Source organism: Klebsiella variicola (genome assembly GCF_000828055.2).
In the GTDB taxonomy this organism is placed as follows: Bacteria; Pseudomonadota; Gammaproteobacteria; order Enterobacterales; family Enterobacteriaceae; genus Klebsiella; species Klebsiella variicola.
This window is the reverse complement of record NZ_CP010523.2, coordinates 1,461,398-1,483,664: the sequence shown is the minus strand read 5'-3', so window position 1 is coordinate 1,483,664 and position 22,267 is coordinate 1,461,398. Positions and strand designations below refer to the sequence as shown.

At 56.6% G+C, this 22,267-nt stretch carries 20 protein-coding genes and 1 pseudogene; 4 read left to right on the top strand and 17 right to left on the bottom strand.

Features of this window, described 5'->3' with window-relative positions; genetic code table 11:
- Positions 1 to 27: 27 nt before the first annotated feature.
- The 4 genes from SP68_RS07115 to SP68_RS07100 form a co-directional block, all read right to left on the bottom strand.
- The gene (locus SP68_RS07115) at positions 28 to 1,701 is read right to left on the bottom strand and encodes a carbohydrate porin (protein WP_022066025.1); all 1,674 of its coding nucleotides are present in this window, start codon (positions 1,699 to 1,701) and stop codon (positions 28 to 30) included.
- Positions 1,702 to 1,761: 60 nt separating this feature from the next.
- Entirely contained in the window at positions 1,762 to 2,073 is a 312-nt protein-coding gene (locus SP68_RS07110; protein ID WP_022066024.1) for a PTS lactose/cellobiose transporter subunit IIA, read from the bottom strand.
- Positions 2,060 to 3,406: a PTS sugar transporter subunit IIC gene (locus SP68_RS07105; protein WP_012967497.1), complete on the bottom strand. Its 1,347-nt coding sequence runs from the start codon at positions 3,404 to 3,406 to the stop codon at positions 2,060 to 2,062. The genes SP68_RS07110 and SP68_RS07105 overlap by 14 nt, the downstream gene beginning before the upstream one ends.
- Before the next feature lie 108 nt (positions 3,407 to 3,514).
- Positions 3,515 to 3,829, bottom strand: coding sequence for a PTS sugar transporter subunit IIB (locus SP68_RS07100; protein WP_022066023.1), 315 nt, complete (start codon positions 3,827 to 3,829; stop codon positions 3,515 to 3,517).
- 195 nt (positions 3,830 to 4,024) lie between these two features.
- On the opposite strand from SP68_RS07100, the gene SP68_RS07095 reads away from it, so the two are divergent.
- On the top strand, positions 4,025 to 4,762 hold the full coding sequence (locus SP68_RS07095; protein ID WP_012540966.1) for a GntR family transcriptional regulator: 738 nt from the start codon (positions 4,025 to 4,027) through the stop codon (positions 4,760 to 4,762).
- Between the two features lies 1 nt (position 4,763).
- On the opposite strand, the gene SP68_RS07090 is transcribed toward SP68_RS07095, so the two are convergent.
- Both SP68_RS07090 and fabB read right to left on the bottom strand, forming a co-directional pair.
- Entirely contained in the window at positions 4,764 to 5,945 is a 1,182-nt protein-coding gene (locus tag SP68_RS07090; RefSeq protein WP_022066022.1) for an MFS transporter, read from the bottom strand.
- Positions 5,946 to 6,154: 209 nt separating this feature from the next.
- The gene (gene fabB, locus SP68_RS07085; protein WP_008803915.1) at positions 6,155 to 7,375 is read right to left on the bottom strand and encodes a beta-ketoacyl-ACP synthase I; all 1,221 of its coding nucleotides are present in this window, start codon (positions 7,373 to 7,375) and stop codon (positions 6,155 to 6,157) included.
- Between the two features lie 158 nt (positions 7,376 to 7,533).
- On the opposite strand from fabB, the gene mnmC reads away from it, so the two are divergent.
- Positions 7,534 to 9,522, top strand: coding sequence for a bifunctional tRNA (5-methylaminomethyl-2-thiouridine)(34)-methyltransferase MnmC2/FAD-dependent 5-carboxymethylaminomethyl-2-thiouridine(34) oxidoreductase MnmC1 (gene mnmC, locus SP68_RS07080; RefSeq protein WP_022066021.1), 1,989 nt, complete (start codon positions 7,534 to 7,536; stop codon positions 9,520 to 9,522).
- Between the two features lie 61 nt (positions 9,523 to 9,583).
- Here the strand turns inward: mnmC and SP68_RS07075 are convergent, their stop codons facing one another.
- The 6 genes and pseudogenes from SP68_RS07075 to prmB all read right to left on the bottom strand — a co-directional run bounded on the left by SP68_RS07075 (position 9,584) and on the right by prmB (position 14,140).
- Positions 9,584 to 9,865, bottom strand: coding sequence for a YfcL family protein (locus SP68_RS07075; RefSeq protein WP_008803913.1), 282 nt, complete (start codon positions 9,863 to 9,865; stop codon positions 9,584 to 9,586).
- Positions 9,866 to 9,896: 31 nt separating this feature from the next.
- Positions 9,897 to 10,445 carry an elongation factor P hydroxylase gene (locus tag SP68_RS07070; protein WP_012540963.1) on the bottom strand — a complete coding sequence of 183 codons (549 nt, stop codon included), beginning with the start codon at positions 10,443 to 10,445 and terminating at the stop codon, positions 9,897 to 9,899.
- Positions 10,445 to 11,253, bottom strand: a pseudogene (locus tag SP68_RS07065) (sulfite exporter TauE/SafE family protein). The gene SP68_RS07070 and the pseudogene SP68_RS07065 overlap by 1 nt, the downstream one beginning before the upstream one ends.
- Positions 11,253 to 12,077, bottom strand: coding sequence for a penicillin-insensitive murein endopeptidase (mepA, locus tag SP68_RS07060; RefSeq protein WP_008803910.1), 825 nt, complete (start codon positions 12,075 to 12,077; stop codon positions 11,253 to 11,255). The pseudogene SP68_RS07065 and the gene mepA overlap by 1 nt, the downstream one beginning before the upstream one ends.
- A gap of 2 nt (positions 12,078 to 12,079) precedes the next feature.
- A complete protein-coding gene (gene aroC / locus SP68_RS07055; RefSeq protein ID WP_012540962.1) occupies positions 12,080 to 13,165 on the bottom strand; it encodes a chorismate synthase in 1,086 nt (361 codons plus the stop codon).
- 42 nt (positions 13,166 to 13,207) lie between these two features.
- Positions 13,208 to 14,140, bottom strand: a complete 933-nt coding sequence (gene prmB, locus SP68_RS07050; protein ID WP_002913346.1) for a 50S ribosomal protein L3 N(5)-glutamine methyltransferase — start codon at positions 14,138 to 14,140, stop codon at positions 13,208 to 13,210.
- Between the two features lie 167 nt (positions 14,141 to 14,307).
- Here prmB and smrB point away from each other — a divergent pair, with 167 nt between their 5' ends.
- A complete protein-coding gene (gene smrB, locus SP68_RS07045; protein ID WP_022066020.1) occupies positions 14,308 to 14,859 on the top strand; it encodes an endonuclease SmrB in 552 nt (183 codons plus the stop codon).
- Positions 14,860 to 14,877: 18 nt separating this feature from the next.
- On the opposite strand, the gene sixA is transcribed toward smrB, so the two are convergent.
- From sixA to SP68_RS07025, 4 genes are all read right to left on the bottom strand, one after another.
- Entirely contained in the window at positions 14,878 to 15,363 is a 486-nt protein-coding gene (gene sixA, locus SP68_RS07040) for a phosphohistidine phosphatase SixA (protein ID WP_008803906.1), read from the bottom strand.
- 209 nt (positions 15,364 to 15,572) lie between these two features.
- Positions 15,573 to 17,717: a fatty acid oxidation complex subunit alpha FadJ gene (fadJ, locus tag SP68_RS07035; RefSeq protein ID WP_022066019.1), complete on the bottom strand. Its 2,145-nt coding sequence runs from the start codon at positions 17,715 to 17,717 to the stop codon at positions 15,573 to 15,575.
- Entirely contained in the window at positions 17,717 to 19,027 is a 1,311-nt protein-coding gene (gene fadI / locus SP68_RS07030) for an acetyl-CoA C-acyltransferase FadI (protein ID WP_008803904.1), read from the bottom strand. The genes fadJ and fadI overlap by 1 nt, the downstream gene beginning before the upstream one ends.
- Before the next feature lie 157 nt (positions 19,028 to 19,184).
- The gene (locus SP68_RS07025; protein WP_012967491.1) at positions 19,185 to 19,469 is read right to left on the bottom strand and encodes a YfcZ/YiiS family protein; all 285 of its coding nucleotides are present in this window, start codon (positions 19,467 to 19,469) and stop codon (positions 19,185 to 19,187) included.
- Between the two features lie 373 nt (positions 19,470 to 19,842).
- Between SP68_RS07025 and fadL the strand changes: the two genes are divergently transcribed.
- Entirely contained in the window at positions 19,843 to 21,165 is a 1,323-nt protein-coding gene (fadL, locus tag SP68_RS07020) for a long-chain fatty acid transporter FadL (protein WP_012967490.1), read from the top strand.
- Positions 21,166 to 21,226: 61 nt separating this feature from the next.
- Here fadL and mlaA read toward each other — a convergent pair whose 3' ends face one another.
- Positions 21,227 to 21,988, bottom strand: a complete 762-nt coding sequence (gene mlaA, locus SP68_RS07015) for a phospholipid-binding lipoprotein MlaA (RefSeq protein WP_012967489.1) — start codon at positions 21,986 to 21,988, stop codon at positions 21,227 to 21,229.
- Positions 21,989 to 22,267: the final 279 nt, after the last annotated feature.

Sequence of the window (22,267 nt, the reverse complement as noted above, 5' to 3'; positions counted from 1 at the left end):
GCGGGCGCTCGTTAAGTGATTTGCCGGTTACCACCACACCTCGGCCTGAACGCCAACCATAAACTCATCTTTGCTGTCGTCGTTGAACGCAAACTGCGACAACTGGTTATCGAGAATATTGATATACGTTCCATAGAAGCGAATTTCAGGACGTGACCCCAGCAGGCTCGGCCCAACCTTCAGCGCATGGTACAGCGTCGTTTTATACGCTGACTCCTTCAGATCGTCGCCCTGACGGGTGTTGTTTTTCTGGGTAAACCACCCCAGCTCGACCCCGGTCTGGTTCCAGGTGTCCCATATCCACGCCGGGCGGATCACCGCGCGCAGGCTGTCGAAATCGCTGTGCGCTCCGCTTTCATAGCTATACACATCATTGCCATGGGCCCACACCAGCGAATTGGCCATGATAATGCGATCGGCGAGATGCATTTCCCCCTGCGAGATCAGACGCCAGGCCACGCCGTTGGTATGATCGCCATAGTAATAGCGTCCGCTGGCCATGGAGTTACTGGCGCCGGAGAAGTTGGCGAAACTGCTGGCGTACGAGTTGTTCGCCACCTGCAGCGTAAATTCGTTAAAGCCCTTGCGCTCCAGCTCCTGACGAATAATGGCGGTGGCCATCCAGGTATCTTTGAACCGGAAGTAGCTGTTGTTATCCTCGTTTCTCTCCTGCTCGTCATTTTTATTTGCGAACGCATATTTGCCCATTAGCGACAGAGACCCCGACTGCCACAGGGGAATATTGCGATAGCGCAGGTCGACTGAGTTGGTGTTCATCTGAGTGGTTTGTGTGAAATCTCGTGAATATACGTCGACGTCGTTCCTGCTGATGGACGCATCCAGCTGGCCAACCCCCAGCGCCCAGTTCTGGATCCCGACCCCGGCCGCAACGTCGGTGGTCAGTGACTTCCAGTCCAGCATCTGAATTTCATACTCGGGCAGTTTATGTTTGCCGACCCAGAAATCCGCCTCTGGCGCGAACGGCAGAAAACCTTTGGTGGTCAGGTAAATATCACTAAACTGCAAAATGCTGTCGGTATCCTGGCCAGCAAACCAGGCGTCGTTATACTGCTCGCCGACGTTACCGTCGTACGTCACAACGGCATTCGCCGTTTTGCCATCCTGGTTATAGACCCGCTGATTCAATGTTAAGTCGAACCAGCCACTCATTTCATTACCGAAACGACCCAGCGAGCCGGGGGCGTAGGTCTGCGACGATCCGTGATTTGATGTTCCCCAGCCGGAACGGAAGTACCCCTGGTAGCTAAAGCCAATATCATCTTTAACAAATTTACTGATGTCCTTCAGGGTGACGCTTTCCAGTTTCGGCTTCTGGCCTTCGGTATCAATAACCGCCACCTGCTGAGTGGCTTTCACCTGCACCGGGGCCGCTTTTTTACTCAGTTCATTATTTTCATTGGCTATATTTTCCGCCACCGGCGACGTTGCTGTTGGATAACCCGTCGTGACATGACGTTTTTCATTCTCCTTAATACTTTTTTGTAATTCGGCCACCTTACCTTTATAGGTCGATAATTGTGATTGCGTTTTTTGTAGCTCTTTTTTATTCGCCGAAAGTTCAGACTCCAGTAATTCCAGACGCTGTTCAATGGTTAATTTAGCCGCCATCACATCACTTGTCGAAATAGCCAGCAGTACCGATAAAGACAATAAGCTCACCTTCAATTGACTTGAATACATAGGGTACCTTTACATATTGTTATAATTGGCCTTCAGCCAGAACGGCTGAAGGCGGGTAAATCAGGCAGAGCGCTCCTGGCGCAGGGCAATAATTTCTTTGGCTAAATCCTGGCACAGCATCGCGGTCATTAAGTGATCCTGGGCGTGCACCAGAATAAGGTTAACGGCGATTTTTCCGCAGCCTTCGTCCTGACCTATCAACGCCGTTTGGATCTTATGCGCTGCCCGACAGGCCGCTTCCGAGCTGGCCATCAAATCCGCTGCCCGCCCCCATTCCCGCTGCCGGGAGGCGGCAATCGCCTCCATGGCGTCTGATCGCGCCTGACCAGCATAAATCAGCAACTCCATGACCGTACTTTCATCTGCAAACATCGCCATCCTCCTGGTCGGTCGCCGCCGCGGTATTGACCTTGTTAGCGGCAATCACAAACGGTAAGTAAATGAGTGTTGAAACCGCGAGGCACAGAATGCCGACAAACAGCGCCAGCCAGTTGCCGCCGGTGCCAAAGAAGGCGATAAGCGGCCCGGGCGTGGTCCAGGGTACGGCGTAAGCAATCGGCGGAATAAACTCCATGCTAATAAAGAAATAACCGATCAATGAATTCACAAACGGCACCAGAATAAACGGGATCACCAGGATAGGGTTAAGCACAATCGGCAGGCCAAACATCACCGGTTCATTGATGTTAAACAGGCCCGGCACGAAGGCCATTTTTGCCAGGTCACGATAATCTTTGCGCCGGGAGGCAATAAAGATGGCCAACAACAGGCCCAGCGTCATACCCGACCCGCCGCAGTTGGCAAACGCATCGTTGATACCAGTCCATGTAATGGGGTACGGCGCTCCCCAGGTGCTGCCATGCGAGGCGGCATAGGAGAGATTTTCGAGGTTGGCTTCCGAGAAGATGGTCTCGCGGATGGCGGCCACGGTGTTCGGACCATGGATCCCCAGCACCCACAGGAAATTCGCCACCAGCCCCAGCACCAGAACCGTCACGATGTTGGTCCCCATATCCTTCAGCGGGGCCTGAATAAGGGTATAGATCAGATCGTTAAGACCGTTAGGCGAAATACGCGTCAACAGATAGTTGAGGATCGAAAAGAAGATCATCACGAAGAAGATCGGCAACAATACCTTAAAGGAACGCGCCACCGCCGGCGGCACCGCAGCCGGCATCGTGATGGTCACCCTTGGGTTGCGCGCCAGGCGGCAAAAGACTTCGCTGGAAATCAGCGCGACGATAATCGCCACAAACAACCCCTGCGGGCCAAGATATTTGGTCGCCAGATAGGCCTGGCCATCAATGATGGTATAAGGCGTGTACACCACAAAAAAGGCGCCGATCGCCGTCAGGCCGCACAGGAGATCGTCCTGCTGATAGCTGATCGCCATATTGCGCGCCACCAGAAAGGTGATCAATATCGCCATAATATTGACCGAACCGTTCATTACCGGGGTGAAAATCTGCTGCGCCTCCGCGAGGTGGGGGAATATCGTCCCTAAATGCAGAATACTGGCGATAAATCCGTCAGGCGACAAAATAGCAAAGTTGATAAGAATAATCAGCGAACTGGCCATGACGATGGGAAACGAAAGAATAAACGCATCGCGAATCGCTGAAACGTGGATCTGAGAATTTAACTTAATCGCGACAGGCACGAGGATTTTTTCCATGCCGCGCTCAAAGGTATCCATGAAACTCATGACGAACCCTTATTCATAATAATTTATTAACGTCATCGTGTTTTTTAACCGCAGCAGCCCAGGGCAGCAACGAAAGTACCCACACGATAACGGGGATAAATGAGAAAACTATTGGTTTGCCAATAATGCCAGCGCACTTTCCAGAACAGCTTTACCGTCCATTTGCCCATAATATTTCATGTCAATCACCGCCACGGGTATTTTTCCCTGAGCCACCTCTTCTATTTCCTTTTTTTGAAAGCGGACCTGTGGTCCCAAAAGGACGACATCTACTTCATTGTTCTTAATTTTTTCTTTAGCTTCAGAAATGGCCAGCGCATTGATATTAACCTGAGCCTTAATATTTTCAGCCTGCTCCAGCATGCGTTTCACCAGCATACTGGTCGACATTCCCGCCGCACACACTAATAATATATTTTGCATTACCCCTTCCTGTTTTATTTATGACCTCAATTGACGAGCACTTTAATAATTGTTAATTTTCTTAACCGCGGTTTTGATCACAGTTAGCCATACCAAAGTGGTGCAGAAGCAAAGCAAAAAATGAACGTCTTGCCCTGTATTTAACAACATACGTTAGCAAGCCCATGTTTCCAAAGGGATTGTGGAGGTTCAAAAGTGGTTTACAAAAATATCGTCAATTTGCTTAAAAACAAAATTAATAGCCCGTTCTACAACATTGGCGATCTTCTGCCGGCCGAAAAAGAGTTGGCAGAACTTTATGATGTTTCGCGCAATACGTTACGTAAGGCGCTGAAAACCCTGGAAGAGGATGGTTTAATCGAACGCCGACATGGCTCAGGGACATGGATTAGAAATAAGCATTTCCAGGCGTCGGTGACACACTTAGACAGTTTTACCGAAATTGCCCGTAATCAGGGGAAAACGCCCTCCAGCCAGATCCTCAAATTCGAGTTACAGCCAGCGTCGGAGGAAATTGCCCGTGGACTGCAATTGCAGCATGGCGAAGCGGTATATTATGCTAAGAGATTACGTTTTATCGATAATATTGCCATGCAATTAGAAGAAACCTGGCTCTCCGCGACCCGTTTTCCCGATCTGACCATCGCGCATATGAAGAAATCGAAGTTTTCATATATAGAAAACGAATGTGGGGTAAGAATAAATGGATGTTACGAATCAATAGTGCCGGTGCTCCCAACGCCTGAGCTGGCAACCCTCCTGCATATCAGCGCTAAAGATCCGATTATCCGCATGCAGACGCAGGCGATTGATGAACACCACCAGCCTATCGATTATTCCATTCTGTATACCAATATGTTTGAATTCCAGGTGAAGTATTATCTGCCGCGACAGACGGCGTCCGGTCTGCCCGCAAGCAAGACCGGACAATAACTTAACCCTGGCGGCGAAAAGAGACGAGGGTGACGAGGATCCCCAGCGCCGCGCAGAGGGCGCCGGCAAGGAACACCGACGAGTAGCCCAGCGAGGTCGCCAGCAGGCCGGTCAGCGGCCCGGTCAGGCCATAGGAGATGTCCTGAAAGGCCGCATAGCCGCCGAGCGCGGTGCCGCGCACCTGCGCCGGGACGCGCTTCACCACCTCCACGCCGAGCGACGGGAAAATCAGTGAGCAACCGCATCCTGTTAGCGCCGCACCGGCCAGCGCCAGCCAGGCATTCGGCGCCAGCCCCAGCAGGGTCAGACCAACCGCCTCTATCAGCAGCGAAACCATCGCCACCCTGACGCCGCCAAACCGGTCCGGCATCCAGCCAAACAGAATACGCATCATGACGAAGGCGCCGCCAAACGCCGTCAGGGTAAAGCCGGCCATCGGCCAGCTATGGCTGGCGAAATAGAGGGAAACGAAGGTGCCGATCACCGCAAAACCAACGCCCTGCAGGCCCAGGCCAATGCCTGGCCGCCAGATCATGCCGATGACGCTCCATAATGAAGGCCGCTCGCCACCGTGAGCCGCCACTTTGCGCACGGTACCGTTAATAAGCCAGGCAACGAGCGGTAATCCCATGGTGACGCAGGCCAGCACCGCCACGCCGAAATGGCTATAGATCAATAATCCCAGCGGGGCGCCCACCGCCAGCGAACCGTACATCGCCATGCCATTCCATGACATCACTTTGCCGGAGCGGGCCGGCCCCACCAGCCCCATCCCCCAGCTCAGGTTACCGGTCAGCAGCTGGCTTTCGCCAAACCCGAGGATCAGGCGGCCCAGCAGCAGCAGGCCAAGCCTGGCGAGCACCGGCAACGGCAACAGCGCAGCGGCCAGCCATGCCGCGCCCGCCAGGGCGCAGGCCAGCATCCCTTGCAGGACGGAGCGTTTAGCGCCGTACTGGTCTGCCAGGCGCCCGGCGTAGCCGCGGGTCAGAACGGTGGCGAGGAACTGGATCCCTACCGCCACGCCAACCACGGTGTTACCAAATCCCAGCTCCTGATGGACAAAGAGCGGGATCACCGGCAGCGGCAAACCAACAGTCATATAGGTCAAAAAGACGGCAAACGTAATACGGAAAAGCGAAAAATTCGCCGAAGAATGGGATGTTGTTTCAGTAACTGCGGACATGCATTACTCCAGATTCGCAGAGTAAGGCGAGCAAAGCGACACGCCCCCTCCACCTGATTATCAGGGTTAAGGCGCGTTGGTTGACGTTAAACGCTTACGCATTAGTGGAGAGACTAATGGATCCGCCAGCAGTGTGCCTGCTGGCCCTTACCCTGTCAAGATAACGAAAAAGGGGAGCCGGTGGCTCCCCTCTGCACTTCGCATGCTGATTAGGCGTTGTATTTACGCATCACCAGCGTGGCGTTGGTGCCGCCGAAGCCGAAGCTGTTGGACATCACGGTGGTCAGCTTAGCGTCAGTCGGTTTGGTGACGATGTTCAGGCCGGCAGCCTGCTCGTCCAGCTCTTCGACGTTAATGCTCGGCGCGATAAAGCCGTGCTCCAGCATCAGCAGGGAGTAGATGGCTTCCTGTACGCCCGCCGCGCCCAGCGAGTGGCCGGTCATCGCTTTGGTTGCCGAGATAGCCGGGCTGTTGTCGCCGAACACTTCGCGGATGGCGCCCAGCTCTTTCACGTCGCCGACCGGAGTAGACGTACCGTGGGAGTTCAGGTAATCGATCGGCGTATCAACACCGTGCATCGCCATCTGCATGCAGCGCACTGCGCCTTCACCAGACGGGGCGACCATGTCCGCGCCATCGGAAGTTGCGCCGTAACCGACGATTTCGGCATAGATGTGCGCGCCACGCGCCAGGGCGTGTTCCAGTTCTTCCACCACGACCATACCGCCGCCGCCGGCGATAACGAAGCCATCACGGTTCGCATCATAAGTACGGGACGCTTTTTCCGGGGTGTCATTGTATTTGGTGGACAGTGCGCCCATGGCGTCGAACTCGCAGGCCATTTCCCAGCACAGCTCTTCGCCGCCGCCGGCAAAGACGATGTCCTGTTTGCCCAGCTGGATCTGCTCTACCGCGTTACCAATACAATGAGCGGAAGTGGCGCAGGCCGAGCTGATGGAGTAGTTAACGCCGTGGATTTTGAACGGCGTAGCGAGGCAGGCGGAAACGCCGGAAGCCATCGCTTTCGTGACTACATACGGGCCCACGGCTTTCAGACCACGCGGGCTACGCATGGCATCAGCGCCGAAGACCTGGAATTTCGGGGAGCCGCCGCCGGAGCCTGCGATCAGGCCAACACGCGGGTTGCTCTGGTATGCTTCCGGCGCCAGACCTGCGTCGGCAACGGCCTGTTCCATGGACAGGTAAGCATAGATAGAAGCGTCGCTCATAAAGCGCACTACTTTGCGGTCAATGAGGCCAGTGGTATCCAGTTTGACGTTGCCCCATACGTGGCTGCGCATCCCTGAATCTTTAAGCTCCTGAGAGAAAGTGATCCCTGAACGTCCTTCACGCAGAGATGCCAGGACTTCCTGCTGGTTATTACCGATGCTGGAAACGATGCCCAAGCCAGTAATCACTGCACGTTTCATTAAATACCTCTGTAAGTCGCACTATTTTAAGTTTCGTGTCGCACAATAGCGTACACTTGTACGCCGAACAAGTCCGATCAGACATTTTGTGTATAAATTTGCGCCCTCAGGCACACATCGTTAAGATCGTGCTACGCCTTGTGATTCGAGTAACTTACGTGAAACAAAACGCCATACAACCCGCCAACCTGGAATTCAACGCTGAGGGTACACCTGTTTCCCGAGATTTCGACGATGTTTACTTTTCCAATGACAACGGTCTGGAAGAGACTCGCTACGTTTTTCTCGGTGGAAATCGCCTGCCGGAGCGTTTCGCCAGCCACCCTCGCCCGCTGATGATCGTCGCGGAGAGCGGCTTCGGTACCGGGCTCAATTTCCTCACCCTGTGGCAGGCGTTTGACGTTTTTGTTCGTGATAACCCGGACGTTACCCTGCAAAGGTTACATTTCATCAGTTTTGAAAAATATCCGTTAAAGGCTGAGGATCTCCGCCTGGCGCACCTGCGCTGGCCAGAGCTGGCTCCGTGGGCGCACCAGCTGCAGGCGCAATGGCCGTCGGCCTTCGGCGGATGCCATCGTCTGCTGCTCGACGGCGGGCGGGTGACGCTCGATTTGTGGTTTGGCGATATCAATGAGCTGACCAGGGAGCTGGATGATTCGCTGAACCAGCAGGTGGACGCCTGGTTTCTTGACGGCTTTGCCCCGGCCAAAAATCCCGACATGTGGACCCAGGATCTGTTCAATGCCATGGCACGTCTGGCGCGGCCCGACGGGACACTGGCCACCTTTACCTCCGCAGGGTTTGTCCGCCGCGGCCTGCAGGAGGCCGGCTTTACCATGCGTAAAAGCAAAGGCTTCGGCCGCAAGCGGGAGATGCTGACCGGCGAGATGGCGCAAACGCTGAGCTTTCCTGCGCGCGTCCCCTGGTTCGCTCGCAGTAGCAGCGATGCCCGCGAGGTAGCCATCATCGGCGGCGGGATCGCCAGCGCCCTGCTCTCCCTCGCGCTGCTGCGCCGCGGCTGGCAGGTGACCCTCTACTGCGCCGACGACGCCCCGGCGCAGGGCGCCTCCGGCAATCGCCAGGGTGCGCTGTATCCGCTGTTAAGCCAGCACGATCCGGCGCTGGCGCGCTTTTTCCCGGCAGCCTTTACCTTCGCCCGCCGAATGTATGACGCGCTGCCGGTGATGTTCGATCATCAATGGTGCGGTGTCACCCAGCTCGGCTGGGATGAAAAAAGCGCGCACAAAATCGCCCAGATGCTGGCGCTGAATTTACCCCCGGACATCGCCTGCGCGGTGACGGCGGAACAGGTTGTCGGGTTGACCGGCGTCGATACCGGCTGCGGCGGCATCACTTATCCGGCCGGCGGCTGGCTGTGCCCGCAGCAGCTCACCGCCGAATTGCTGGCGCTGGCGGCAACTCGCGGACTGCACGTGCACTATGGTTATCACGTTGAAACGCTCAGCGCGGTGGGCGATGGCTGGCTGCTCAATCAGCAGCGCAATCATCAGGCGGTGGTGCTGGCGAACGGCCACAGCATCGCGGATTTTGCGCAAACCGCGCAGCTGCCGGTCTACCCTGTTGGCGGCCAGGTCAGTCATATACCTACCACCCCGCGGCTTTCCGCCCTGCGCCAGGTGCTGTGCTACGATGGCTACCTGACGCCGCATAATCCGCAAAATCAGCAGCACTGTATTGGCGCCAGCTACCATCGCGGGAAGACCGACACCACCTTCAGCGAGGAAGATCAGCAGCACAACCGGCAACGGCTGATCGACTGTTTCCCGAACGCGGAGTGGACGCTGGACGTGGATATCAGAGCCAATGCTGCCCGCTGCGGCGTGCGCTGCGCCACCCGCGATCACCTGCCAATGGTCGGCAACGTGCCAGACTATGAGGCAACATTGACGCAATACGCCAGCCTCCACGAACAGCAGGATCACGCCGGTCGCGCGCCGGTCTGTCACAACCTGTTTATGCTTGGGGCGCTCGGATCGCGCGGACTTTGCACCGCGCCGTTAAGCGCTGAGCTGCTGGCGGCGCAGATGAGCGGTGAACCGCTGCCGCTGGATAGCGATACTCTGGCGGCGCTGAATCCGAATCGGCTGTGGGTGAGAAAACTGCTGAAGGGAAAAGCGGTGAAATAAAACCATGAGGGCAGGCAATTTCCCGGGTACGGCTGACGCCTGACCCGGGCTACAATATGGCTCAGGCCTGATTTTTCGCCTGTTGATACAGGTTATGCCACATCCCCTGCACCAGAATTTGGTCCGGCGGCGACAGTTCACCAGCGCTGATGGCCTTCTCCAGGCTCTGGCTGACCTTACTGTTTACCGCTTCAGCAGAATGCTCGCCCTCACCTTCCAGCTCAGCCACCGCCAGCGTCAGGTGGCCGCGCAGATAACCGCCGGCAAACAGTTCATCATCACTGGCGTGGTCTACCATGTTGTCAATCAGCGCCAGAATGCGTGATTCAAACTCCGCGATCATCATCTTACCTCTTGTCATGTAATGTGTGGCCTTAGTGCAGGTCTTCCGGCCACGGAAAGTGTTCCGCCGTCAATGTCGGCGTTTGATAATAATGTTGCAATGCGCGAATAAAACGCGCCGGACGTTCGGGGATCCCTTGTTCAAGCAAAGTCATTACCCGAGCATGAACCCGGCGCTGGAAGGCGATGCGATCGGGCTCAACGTCTCCTTCCAGATTGTCACAGCTGACGTTAAACGGAAATCCCGCCGCCACGCAGAACAGCCACTCATAGGCCTGCGGTTTCACCTCGACGTCCTCAAACTGGCTTTGAGTCATCGCATCGCGGCCATCCGGGCAGTACCAGTAGCCAAAATCGACTCGTTCGCGGCGCGCTTTGCCGGCGACACACCAGTGAGAAATCTCGTGCAGGGCGCTGGCAAAAAACCCGTGCGCAAACACGATACGGTGATAGGGCGTGTCGTCATCGGCCGGAAGGTAGATCGGCTCATCGTCGCCTTTTACCAGGCGAGTATTAAATTCTTCGGCAAAGCAGCTGTCGAAAAGGTCAATCAGCTGCTGATAATGGTGTTGCTGTTGCATTAATGAATTCCCAACCACTGCAAAATCTCAGCCCCGTGGCTGTCATAGAGAAGCTTCGCGCTCATCACCGCCGAGACGATAACGATCATCGGCCGGATCAGCGACTGCCCTTTACTCAGCACCAGCCGGGAGCCGGCGCGAGCGCCAATAAACTGGCCGGCCATCATCACAAAGCCGGTGGCCCAGATGACCTTCCCGCCGATGATAAACAGCAGCAGACCGCCGACGTTTGAGGTCGCGTTCAGCAGCTTGGCATGGGCCGTCGACTTCGCCAGGTTAAATCCGGCCAGGGTGACAAAAGCCAGTGCATAAAACGAACCGGCGCCGGGGCCAAAAAAGCCGTCGTAGAATCCTACGCTGCCGCCAGCAACCAGCGCAAACGGCAGACCGTACAGCCGACGCTGCCGGTCCGCTTCACCCAGTTTCGGCATCAGCAGAAAATAGAGACCGATGCCGATCACCAGCAACGGCAGGATCTGCTTAAGAATATCGGACTGGACGTGCTGGACCAGCAGCGCACCAGCGGTTGAGCCAATAAAGGTCATCAGAATATTCAGCTTCTGATCGGCGAGGCTGACCACCTTACGGCGGACAAAATAGAGGGTCGCCGATAGCGACCCGCCGCAGGCCTGCAGCTTATTGGTCGCCAGCGCCTGCGCCGGTGGCATTCCTGCCGCCATCAACGCCGGAACGGTCAGTAAACCCCGCCTCCGGCCAGTGAGTCAATAAAACCGGCCAGGATGGCGACAAAGAAGAGTACCACCAGCACCAACGGCGATACGGCAAACAACTCGATAAAACTATCCATTACAGCACATGCTCATCCAGTAGCGCCTGGCAGGAAGGCGGCAGCGGCGGCGGCGTCTTCTTCACAGGGGGGGTAGACCCGGGTTTAGGTGGTTCGAACCAGCTCTGCAGCTCCGCTCCGCAGCCATCGCCGGGCGGCGGTGGCGCCTGATCCTCGCACTCCAGACTTCCCGCCGGGCAACGCAGTCGGACGTGCATATGAGCGCGATGCTGGAACCAGGGACGGACTTTACGCAGCCACTGGCGGTCGCTGCCCGCGTCCAGGCACAGTTGCTGTTTAATCGCCGGGTTGACGAAAATACGGGTGACCTCGCTATCTTCCGCCGCCAGCTTGATCAGCTGGCTGATTTGCGGGCTCCACAGCGACGGCACCACGTGCTTGCCGTCGCTGGCGACCAGATCCAGCGCCTGCGGCTTCAACAGCTGAGACGATGTCCAGCGCGTTTGCGGCAGCTGGAGGAAAATATCGACATCCAGGCCCGTCTGGTGACTGGCGTGACCGCCGTTAAAGCGCCCGCCTGCCGGCATCCCCATGTCGCCAATCAGCACGGTTCCCATTCCTTTATTGTGCACCTGATTACTCAGGCGCTGAATAAACTGAACCAGATCCGGATGACCGAAGTAGCGACGCTGATCGGTACGCATCACCTGATAGCCGGTGGCGCTCAGAGGGAGCGCCTCGGCGCCCACGATACAGCCATTGGAAAATGCGCCGATTGACTGGGCGCTGCCGCCGATCGGCTGGGATATTTTCTGCCACGGCGTCGCGGCCAGGCTACCGGCGCTGGCCAGCAGCGCGAGCAGTGCGATAACGGTGTTTTTCATGGTTACCAGCGTGGAATTGTCGTCGTCACATCGCCATTCTGCGCGCGCTGACGCATAAAGTGATCCATCAGGACGATCGCCAGCATCGCCTCAGCGATCGGTACGGCGCGAATGCCGACGCACGGATCGTGACGCCCTTTGGTGATCATCTCCACTTCTTCGCCAAAGCGGTTAATCGTATGACCGGGAACGGTAATACTGGAGGTAGGCTTCAGCGCGATGTTGGCAACGATCTGCTGGCCGCTGCTGATGCCGCCAAGAATGCCGCCGGCGTGGTTGCTCTGGAATCCGTCTTTGGTGATTTCATCGCGGTTTTCGCTGCCGCGCAGCTTCACCACTTCAAAGCCGTCGCCAATTTCCACCCCTTTCACGGCGTTGATGCTCATCAGCGCGTGGGCGATATCGGCATCCAGGCGATCGAAGACCGGCTCGCCGAGGCCCGGCGGTACGCCGTCAGCCACCACCGTCACTTTCGCGCCAATGGAGTCACCCTCTTTCTTCAGGCCGCGCATCAGTTCATCCAGAGCGTCGATTTTATCCGGGTCCGGGCAGAAGAACGGGTTCTGCTCGACCTGATTCCAGTCTTTGATGGCCAGCGGAATATCGCCCATCTGCGTCAGGCAGCCGCGAATGACGATGCCGAACTTCGCGGCAAGGTATTTTTTGGCAATCGCCCCGGCCGCTACGCGCATCGCGGTTTCGCGCGCAGAAGAACGACCGCCGCCGCGATAGTCGCGCAGACCATACTTTTGCTCGTAGGTGTAATCGGCGTGGCCCGGACGGAACAGATCTTTGATTGCGCCGTAATCCTGCGAACGCTGATCGGTGTTCTCAATCAGCAGACCGATACTGGTCCCGGTAGTAACGCCTTCGAAGACGCCGGAAAGAATTTTGACCTGATCCGGCTCGCGACGCTGCGTGGTGTAACGCGAGGTGCCCGGGCGACGACGATCGAGGTCGTGCTGCAGGTCGGCTTCGGTCAGCGGGATGCCCGGCGGCACGCCGTCGACGATGCAGCCCAGCGCCAGGCCGTGCGATTCGCCGAAGGTAGTGACGCGAAAGAGTTGTCCAATTGTATTTCCTGCCATCACGGCTCCAATCTTTTTCGTTATGTTGGCGTGTTGTTTTTTTTAGTCTTTATAAATACCGAAGTGCGCGCGGGCGTCAATCAGCTGCTGTTTGGTCAGCATGAAGACACCGTCGCCGCCGTTATCAAACTCAAGCCAGGTAAACGGCACGTCCGGATATTGCTCCATCAGATGTACCATGCTGTTACCGACTTCACAAATCAGAATCCCGTCATCGCTGAGATAATCCGGCGCGTTACCGAGGATGCGGCGCGTCAGCTTCAGGCCGTCGCTACCGGAGGCCAGACCCAGCACCGGCTCATGCTCATACTCTTCCGGCAGATCGGCCATGTCCTCTTCATCGACATACGGCGGATTGGTGACGATCAGATCGTACTGCAGCTTCGGCAGATCGCGGAACAGGTCGGAGCGGATCGGCGTCACGTGATGGATCAGGCCATGGGACTCCACGTTGTGCTCGGCGACGGCCAGCGCGTCCGGGGAGATATCCACGGCGTCGACTTCGGCTTCCGGGAAAGCATAGGCGCAGGCGATGGCGATGCAGCCGCTGCCGGTGCACATATCAAGGATATGCTGCGGCTTATGGTTAATCAGCCCGGCAAACTGATTGTTGATCAGTTCGCCAATCGGGGAGCGCGGGACCAGCACCCGCTCATCGACGTAAAACTCATGCCCGCAGAACCACGCTTTGTTGGTCAGATAGGCGACGGGAATGCGCTCGTTCACGCGGCGGATCACCCGCTCAACGATGCGGTGTTTCTCGCTGGAGGTCAGACGCGCAGTCCGCATATCTTCCGGGATATCCAGCGGTAGGTAGAGCGACGGCAGCACCAGCTGTACTGCCTCGTCCCACGGGTTATCAGTCCCGTGACCGTACCAGATATTAGCAGCGCTGAAACGGCTTACCGCCCAGCGCAGCATGTCCTGAATGGTATGCAGCTCATTGACTGCCTCATCAACAAAAATTTTATCCACGACAACCTCCAGGGCACACTCTGCTATAAATTCGGCGGCTAGTGTGCCATGAAGACGGCGATAAATCAGCATTCTTGCGTGGGGTGACCGGGGAAAAAACAGGTTTTCCTTGCCCGAAGGGATATTGAGTCGGGTAAACTAGCGCAAAGTATTAATGAGAGTGGACAATGAAAAAGAAGACATCGCTAAGCGAGGAGGATCAGGCGCTGTTCCGTCAGTTAATGACCGGCACGCGGAAGATCAAGCAGGACACCATCGTTCACCGTCCGCAGCGCAAGAAAGTCACTGAGGTTGCTCCGAAGCGTTTGCTGCAGGAACAGGCCGATAACAGCCACTATTTCTCTGATGAGTTTCAGCCGCTACTGAATACTGAAGGCTCGATGAAATATGTCCGCGCCGACGTCAGCCATTTTGAGCTGAAAAAGCTGCGCCGTGGGGATTATTCGCCGGAACTGTTTCTCGATCTGCATGGGCTCACCCAGCAGCAGGCCAAACAGGAACTGGGCGCGCTGATTGCCGCCTGCCGCCGCGAACATGTGTTTTGCGCCTGTGTGATGCACGGGCACGGCAAACATATTCTCAAACAGCAAACCCCGCTGTGGCTGGCGCAACACCCGCATATTATGGCGTTTCACCAGGCACCAAAAGAGTACGGCGGTGACGCCGCACTGCTGATACTGATTGAGGTAGAGGAGTGGCAACCGCCGGAGCTGCCTTAACGGCGGGCTCCGGGGCCGTCAGATGGCGTTGGCCATCTTGAGATTGCAGGGGCTTTTCTGCCAGAGGTATTCACCCTTGCCGTCGGCGTCCAGCGTCACGCAGGCGATAGCCGAGGTGGTGAACATCGGAGGCGTTTCCCCCGGACACAGCTCTGAGACCAGGTACCCCACCAGCGGCAGGTGGGAGACGACCAGCGCCGTCGCCACGCCTTCATTCGCCAGCGCCTGCAGATAGGCGCTAACCAGGCCTACGTCGCCGCACGGCGTGAGTTCCGGCATCACGTCGACATGTTTCGGCAGGTTCATGCACTCCCCAACAATATCCAGCGTCTGTTCTGCACGCAGATAGGGACTGACAAGAACGCGCTCAATATCCACTTTTTGACCTTTCAGCCAGGTTGCCATCTGACGAGACTCATCACAACCGCATACGGTTAATGGACGAACTGAGTCGCTGGCTGCATCGAGGGCAGCGTCGCCGTGACGCATAATAAAAACTTGCATATTGCACCGCTTTTGTTAACCAGAAGCACCGTAGTTTGGCCTGCGAAGACAATACGCAGGTGACCCGGTGGCCGGGCATTGTGCCTGATCCATTCAACGAATGAAACGCTGTTTTTTACCTCAATGGCGTAAGTATAGTCAATCATTGTTTACAAAACAGCCAATCAACAGCGTCATCCGCAGCCGGATTTATCTTCTTTGACCACAACTTAGGTCAGCCGTTCATCCGCTGGCCAAAAGGTTGTCCCCTGTTCGGCCATGCGTAATAAAGTGTCACAGGGTGTAAAACGTGGGCCGTACTGGGCGGCCAGGCGCTGCAGGATCGCGGCAACTTCACCCGCGCCGATAGTATCCATATACCGGAACGGGCCGCCAAGAAATGGCGGAAACCCTATACCAAAGACGGCGCCGATATCGCCATCGCGCGCGCTACGGATAATCTGCTCATCAAAGCAGCGCGCCGCCTCGTTAAGCATCATCATCACACAGCGTTCCGCCACCTGCTGCGCGGAGAGCCGCGACTGGGGGCGGTCGATGTCGAGCAGCGGATAGACTGCCGGGTCGGGCCGTTTTTTGCTTTTACGCCCTTTTGTCTCATAAAGATAGAAACCACGATTATTTTTTCTACCTTTGCGATCGTCCTTCAAAATCGCGTCAATGATGTTTGCAGGTGGGCTAAAACGTTCTCCAAACGCGCTCTCCAGCACGGGGATAATTTTGGTGCCGGTATCGATGCCAACCTCATCCAGTAGCTGGATTGGCCCTACCGGGAAACCGAATTTAACCAGGGCCTTATCAATCTCTTCAACCGGTTCGCCCTCCACCAGCAGGCGCATCGCTTCATTGATATAGGGCGCGAGGATGCGGTTCACATAGAAGCCCGCTTTATCCGCCACCACAATAGGCGTTTTCCCCTGACGTTTAGCCAGTTGCACCACGGTGGCGATAGCCTGCGGATCGGTTCCCTTATGCGGGATCACTTCAACCAGCGGCATTTTTTCCACCGGACTGAAGAAATGCAGGCCGATCACCCGCCCGGGGCGACGGGCCTGGGCGGCAATATCGCCTATCGGTAACGATGAGGTGTTCGACGCAAAGATGGTCTGCGGCCCACAGTATTGCTCCACTTCGTTGACCATCCGCTGCTTCAGGGCCAGGTCCTCAAATACCGCCTCGATCACCACGTCGCGATGAGCAAAGCCCTGATAGTCGGTGGCGCCGGAGATCAGCATCATCTGGCGATCGCGCTCGCTGGGGCGCAGACGACGCTGGCGGACCTGTTTATTCAGTAGATCCCAGCTGTACTTTAAGGCATGGTTAATCCCACGCGGCTGGATATCTTTAATGCGCACCGGCAGCCCGCCCTTACAGGCGGTCACATAGGCGATCCCCCCGCCCATCAGGCCGCCGCCCAGCACCGCAATGCTTGTCAGCGGTCCGGGCTCGGCTTCAGCGCCACGGTCTTTTTTCAGATCGGTACTGGCAAAGAAGATCGAACGCAGCGCTTGCGACTGCGGGGTCATCGCCAGTTCGCCAAACGCGCGAGCTTCTTCGGCGTAACCGCTGCTGCAACCGTGGGCCAGGCCATTCTCGACAACCTGCAGAATTCGCTTCACCGCCGGATAGTTCCCCTGGGTCTTGCGCTGCGTTTGTTTGCCGACGAAATGGAATAACAGATGGCGGCCCAAAGGCCCCGCCAGCACGCGTTCGCGTACGGGCATATCCCGACTGGCCGGTCGCCCCTTCAGCGCCAGCTCCACCGCCGCCTGCAATAAAATCGCCTGCGGAACCACCTCGTCTACCAGACCGGCCTTCAGCGCCTGGCGCGCACGCAGCTGCCTGCCGGTAAGCATCATATCCAGCGCTGTACTGACGCCAATCAGCCGCGGTAAACGCTGCGTTCCCCCGGAGCCCGGCAGCAGGCCAAGCTGCACTTCCGGCAAACCGAGACGGGTTTTTTCGTCATCGCTACAGATACGGCCATGGCAGGCCAGCGCCAGTTCCAGACCGCCGCCAAGGCAGGCGCCGTGGATGGCGGCAATCACCGGGATCGACAAGCCATGGATCTCAGCCATAATCTGCTGTCCCTGGCGCGCCAGCGCTTCCGCTTCCTGCGCGCTGCGGCAGCGGGCAATCATGTTAATGTCTGCGCCGGCGATAAAGTTATCCGCTTTGGCGGAGATAAACACCACGCCGCGCACCGACTTATCATCACGAACCCGACGTATCAGCCCCCGCACCTGATTGCCGAACTCAGCTTTCAGGGTATTCATTTTCTCACCCGGGGCATCGATGGTGATCACCGCGATCTTGTCCGCACGGACCTCAAGCTTAAAAGCGGAAACAGCATCCATTATTCAGCCTCCACGATCATCGCCGCACCCAGACCACCTGCCGCGCAGGCCGTCACCAGACCGAATCCCCCGCCCCGTCGCCGTAGCTCATGCAGCGTCTGGGTGATCATCCGCGCGCCGGTGGCAGCAAAAGGATGGCCATAAGCAATAGATCCGCCGAGGACGTTAAACTTGCTCTCATCCACCTCACCGGTGGCCTGCGAGCGTCCCAGCACTTCACGGGCAAAGCGCTCGCTTGCCAGACACTGGAGATTGGCCAGCGTCTGCGCAGCAAAAGCTTCGTGCATATCAATAAGCGTCAGATCCGCCAGCGTCAGACCTGCCCGCTCCAGCGCCAGCGGCGTGGACCATGCGGGCCCCAGCAGCATATCCTGCCAGACGTCGATGGCGGTAAAGGCATAGCTGCGCAGATAACCCAGCGGCGTCAGACCCAGCTCTTTGGCCCTGGACTCGGTCATCAGGATCACCGCCGCCGCGCCGTCCGTCAGCGGCGTGCTGTTGGCAGCGGTGACGGTGCCATGCTTGCGGTCAAAGGCAGGGCGTAACTTTTGGTAATCTGCGAGGGTTGAATTTTTACGAATATTGTTGTCCTGCTCCAGCGGCTCGCGGAAAGGGGGCGCGTAGGCCGTCATCACCTCAGCTGACAACTTTCCCTCTTCCCAGGCTTTGGCCGCCAGCTGGTGCGAACGATGCGCCAGCGCATCCTGTTGTTCCCGGGTGATGCCCCAACTTTTCGCCATCTGTTCCGCGGTATCGCCCATCCGCAAACCGGTTGAATATTCCGCCACCGCCGGGGGGACCGGCAGCAGGTCGCGCGGCCGCAGACGGGAAAACAGCTTCAGCTTTTGGCTCAGCGTGCGGGCTTTATTGGCATCCACCAGCGTGCGGGCCAGTGTTTTACTGACCCCAATGGGCAATACAGAAGAGGAGTCGGCGCCGCCGGCAATACCGGCGCGGATGGTGCCGGCCATCAGGCTTTCAGCAACATTCGCCACGGCCTGGAAGCTGGTGGCGCAGGCGCGACTGACGCTATAGGCATCGGTGTGCACGCTCATTCCAGTGCCGAGCACGATTTCCCGGGCGATATTCGGCGCTTCCGGCATCTGCACCACCTGGCCAAAAACCAGTTGCTCAATGACGTCCGCGGGAATGTCACTCCGGGCGAGCATTTCGCCAACCACCATTTTCCCTAAATCAACGGCCGGAACGCCATGAAAAACCGTCGCCTGGCGCGCAAATGGCGTGCGTAAACCCCTGACAATGGCAATGCGATCGCCCTGACGGGTGATAAGCGGTAATGCCTGACTCATAACGCTCCCCTGTTAAGCAAAACAACCAAGTGGTCTGACCTGATAACAGTCTTAACTAATTTTTTACATTAAGCCAATCGGGGAAGCGAAAAATTGCGAGCCAAAACACATTGAACAGAAAGGTAACGCCCCTTCTACGGGGCGTTAAACGGAGGGATTAACGTAATCCTAACTGGAAGATCAGCGATTCGGCTTCGCAGCTAAAAATAAAATCGATATCCAGCTGTACGCCGCCGTCAACATCGGTGAAGGTCGGGTTGATTTTGCACGGTTCAGATTGCACATTACGCGCTTTCTCGCTCAGCGCAGCGAGCGTTTGCTCCGCTTCAGCGCGGTTGGCGAACACGCGGCTGTATGAGGCGGTGCAGTCGGTGTTGTCCACAATGGTGCCAACATCCATACAGCAGCATACCGGGGTTTCATCAGCGCTACATTTACTCATCGTAGATTTCCTCTGTATAGGCACCTTCGGTGCCAGACAAATAATGTGCCTATTTTACGCCCTGCCCCCGGTGAGCCTCCAGCCGAGAATCGCCATCACCGCGTTAAGTGACAGAAATCACACTTAAAAATGATCTAAAACAAAAATCAGCTTTTCTGCCTCTTACTCCCCCCGACAATTTTGCCAGCTGGATCGCGTTTCTGTTATCACAATTGAAAAACTTCATAAACAAACTTGCAACAACTCATCTGGTCAGACCTATACTCAGCGCACTGGTCTGATTTCTCTGTTGTACCACAGACCCTACACTTCCGCGCTTCTGTTACGGCATGTAACATAGTTTAAAAAAAAATAACTCAATGAGGTTATGGGCATGAGCCAGAAAACCCGCTTTACCCAATCTGCCCTTGCAGTGGCTGTAGCACTTGTTTCCACCCAGGCCTGGTCAGCAGGCTTCCAGCTCAACGAATTCTCTTCATCAGGGCTGGGTCGGGCCTATTCCGGTGAAGGGGCTATCGCAGACGATGCAGGCAATGCCAGTCGTAACCCGGCATTAATTATGATGTTTGACCGTCCAACTATGTCGGCGGGCGCCGTTTTTGTTGACCCGGGTGTCAATGTCTCCGGCACCTCTCCCACCGGCAAGAGCCTGAATGCGGACAATATCGCCCCGACGGCGTGGGTTCCCAACTTCCACTTTGTCGCGCCGATTAACGATCAATTCGGTTGGGGGGCATCCATTACCTCTAACTACGGCCTGGCAACGGAATACAACGATGACTATGCGGCTGGCAGCATGGGCGGTAAAACCGACCTGACCACCGCGAACTTCAACCTGAGCGGCGCCTACCGTCTCGACAGCAACTGGAGCTTTGGCTTAGGTTTTGACGCGGTCTACGCCAAGGCGAAGATCGAGCGCTATGCGGGTGACCTGGGTCAGATTGTCGCTGGTTCTGGCGCACTGCCGCCGGCGCTGGCAGGCCAGGTGGCGAAGATCCCTGCCGACACGCAGATCGCCCATCTTAACGGCAACGCCTGGGGCTTTGGCTGGAATGCCGGTATCCTCTATGAGCTGGATAAGAACAACCGCTACGGTTTTACGTACCGTTCCGAGGTGAAGATCGACTTCGACGGTAACTACCGCAGCAGCCTGCCGGCGGCCTATAACCAAATCCTCGGCAACTTCGGTCTGCCAGCGGGCACTAACGGCCAGACCACCGGCGGTTCACTGACCCTTAACCTGCCGGAAATGTGGGAGCTGTCGGGCTATAACCGCGTGGCACCGCAGTGGGCGGTCCACTATAGCCTGACCTACACCAGCTGGAGTCAGTTCCAGGAGCTGAAAGCCACCGGCAGCAACGGCCAGACGCTGTTCTATAAAGAGGAAGGCTTCAAAGATGCCTACCGTCTTGCGCTGGGGACCACGTATTATTACGACGATAACTGGACCTTCCGCACCGGTATCGCTTTCGATGACAGCCCGGTGCCGGCCAACAACCGCTCCATCTCCATTCCTGACCAGGATCGCCTGTGGCTGAGCGCGGGTACCACTTACGCGTTTAACAAGGATGCGTCGGTTGACGTCGGTCTTTCCTATATGCACGGCCAGCACGTAGAAATTAAGGAAGGCCCGTATACCTTCCGTTCCGAAGGGACCGCCTGGCTGTACGGCGCCAACTTCAACTACCGCTTCTGATAAGCCGCGCGCAACAAAAAAGGGTGAACAACATGTTCACCCTTTTTTTATCGTTCGCAGATTACTGTGAATCAATGTCTTTCAGTTCATCCTGAATAGCCTGGGCATTCGGGTTGTCCGCCGGGGTCAGCTTACCGCCGTTGGCGATAAAGTCATGGCGCTGGAAATAAGCTTCACGCATCAAAATGTAAGGATCGGAAGACTGACGGAGCAGGCCGTCGGAATCCAGCAGCTGGGCACGAGTTTCAATCCCTTCGACAGCCCATTTACCAATCGACATCGGCCAGGTCAACCAGGAGAGTACCGGGTAGAGGCCATCGGCCATATCACCGCCTTCATCGCGCAGCGTAAAGCTACCGTAGAATGGCAGTTGCACATACGGACCATAGCCGACGCCATAATGGCCGAGCGTGCTGCCGAAACGATGCGGTTCAACGCGCTGCAGCTGCGGATTCGCCATGCCCGCGACATCGATCAGACCGCCCATCCCGAGGATGGTGTTCAGGAAGAAACGGGTAAAGTGCACCATACCTTTATAGGGGTCGCCCTGCAGGAAGGAGTTCACCATTACCGCCGGCTCTTCAAGGTTGCTGGTGAAGTTGCTCAAACCATTGCGCGCCGGCTGCGGGACGTAGTCACGCCATGCCACCGCCACCGGGCGAAGCACGTAAGGGTCGACCACGTTAAAGTTGAAATTGAACATCGTGCGGTTAAACCCTTCTAACGGGTCTGAACGCCCCTGCGGCTGATCGCCAGAGCTGGAACTGGCACATCCCACCAGCAATGTGGCGCCAAGCGCAAGCGCCGACAGGCGATAATTCATAGGTGTCTCCCTGGTTTTTATGGCTATCGCGAGTTGCCATCCATGACGGAAAGACAACGTTTCCGCCCGTATAGATGTGAGCGATTGTAACAGCACGTTGAACGATGTCTATATCACCCAAGTTGTTGATTTGATCATAGCCTGGGAATAACGAGATCGCGGGGCTCCTATTCTACCGGAGCAACAAAAATCTGACGTTACCATTTTTGCGATTTCAGAGTATACCCAGCCAGACGGCAGGGAAAGCCGCTACGCTATATCTATATAGATTGATAGCGA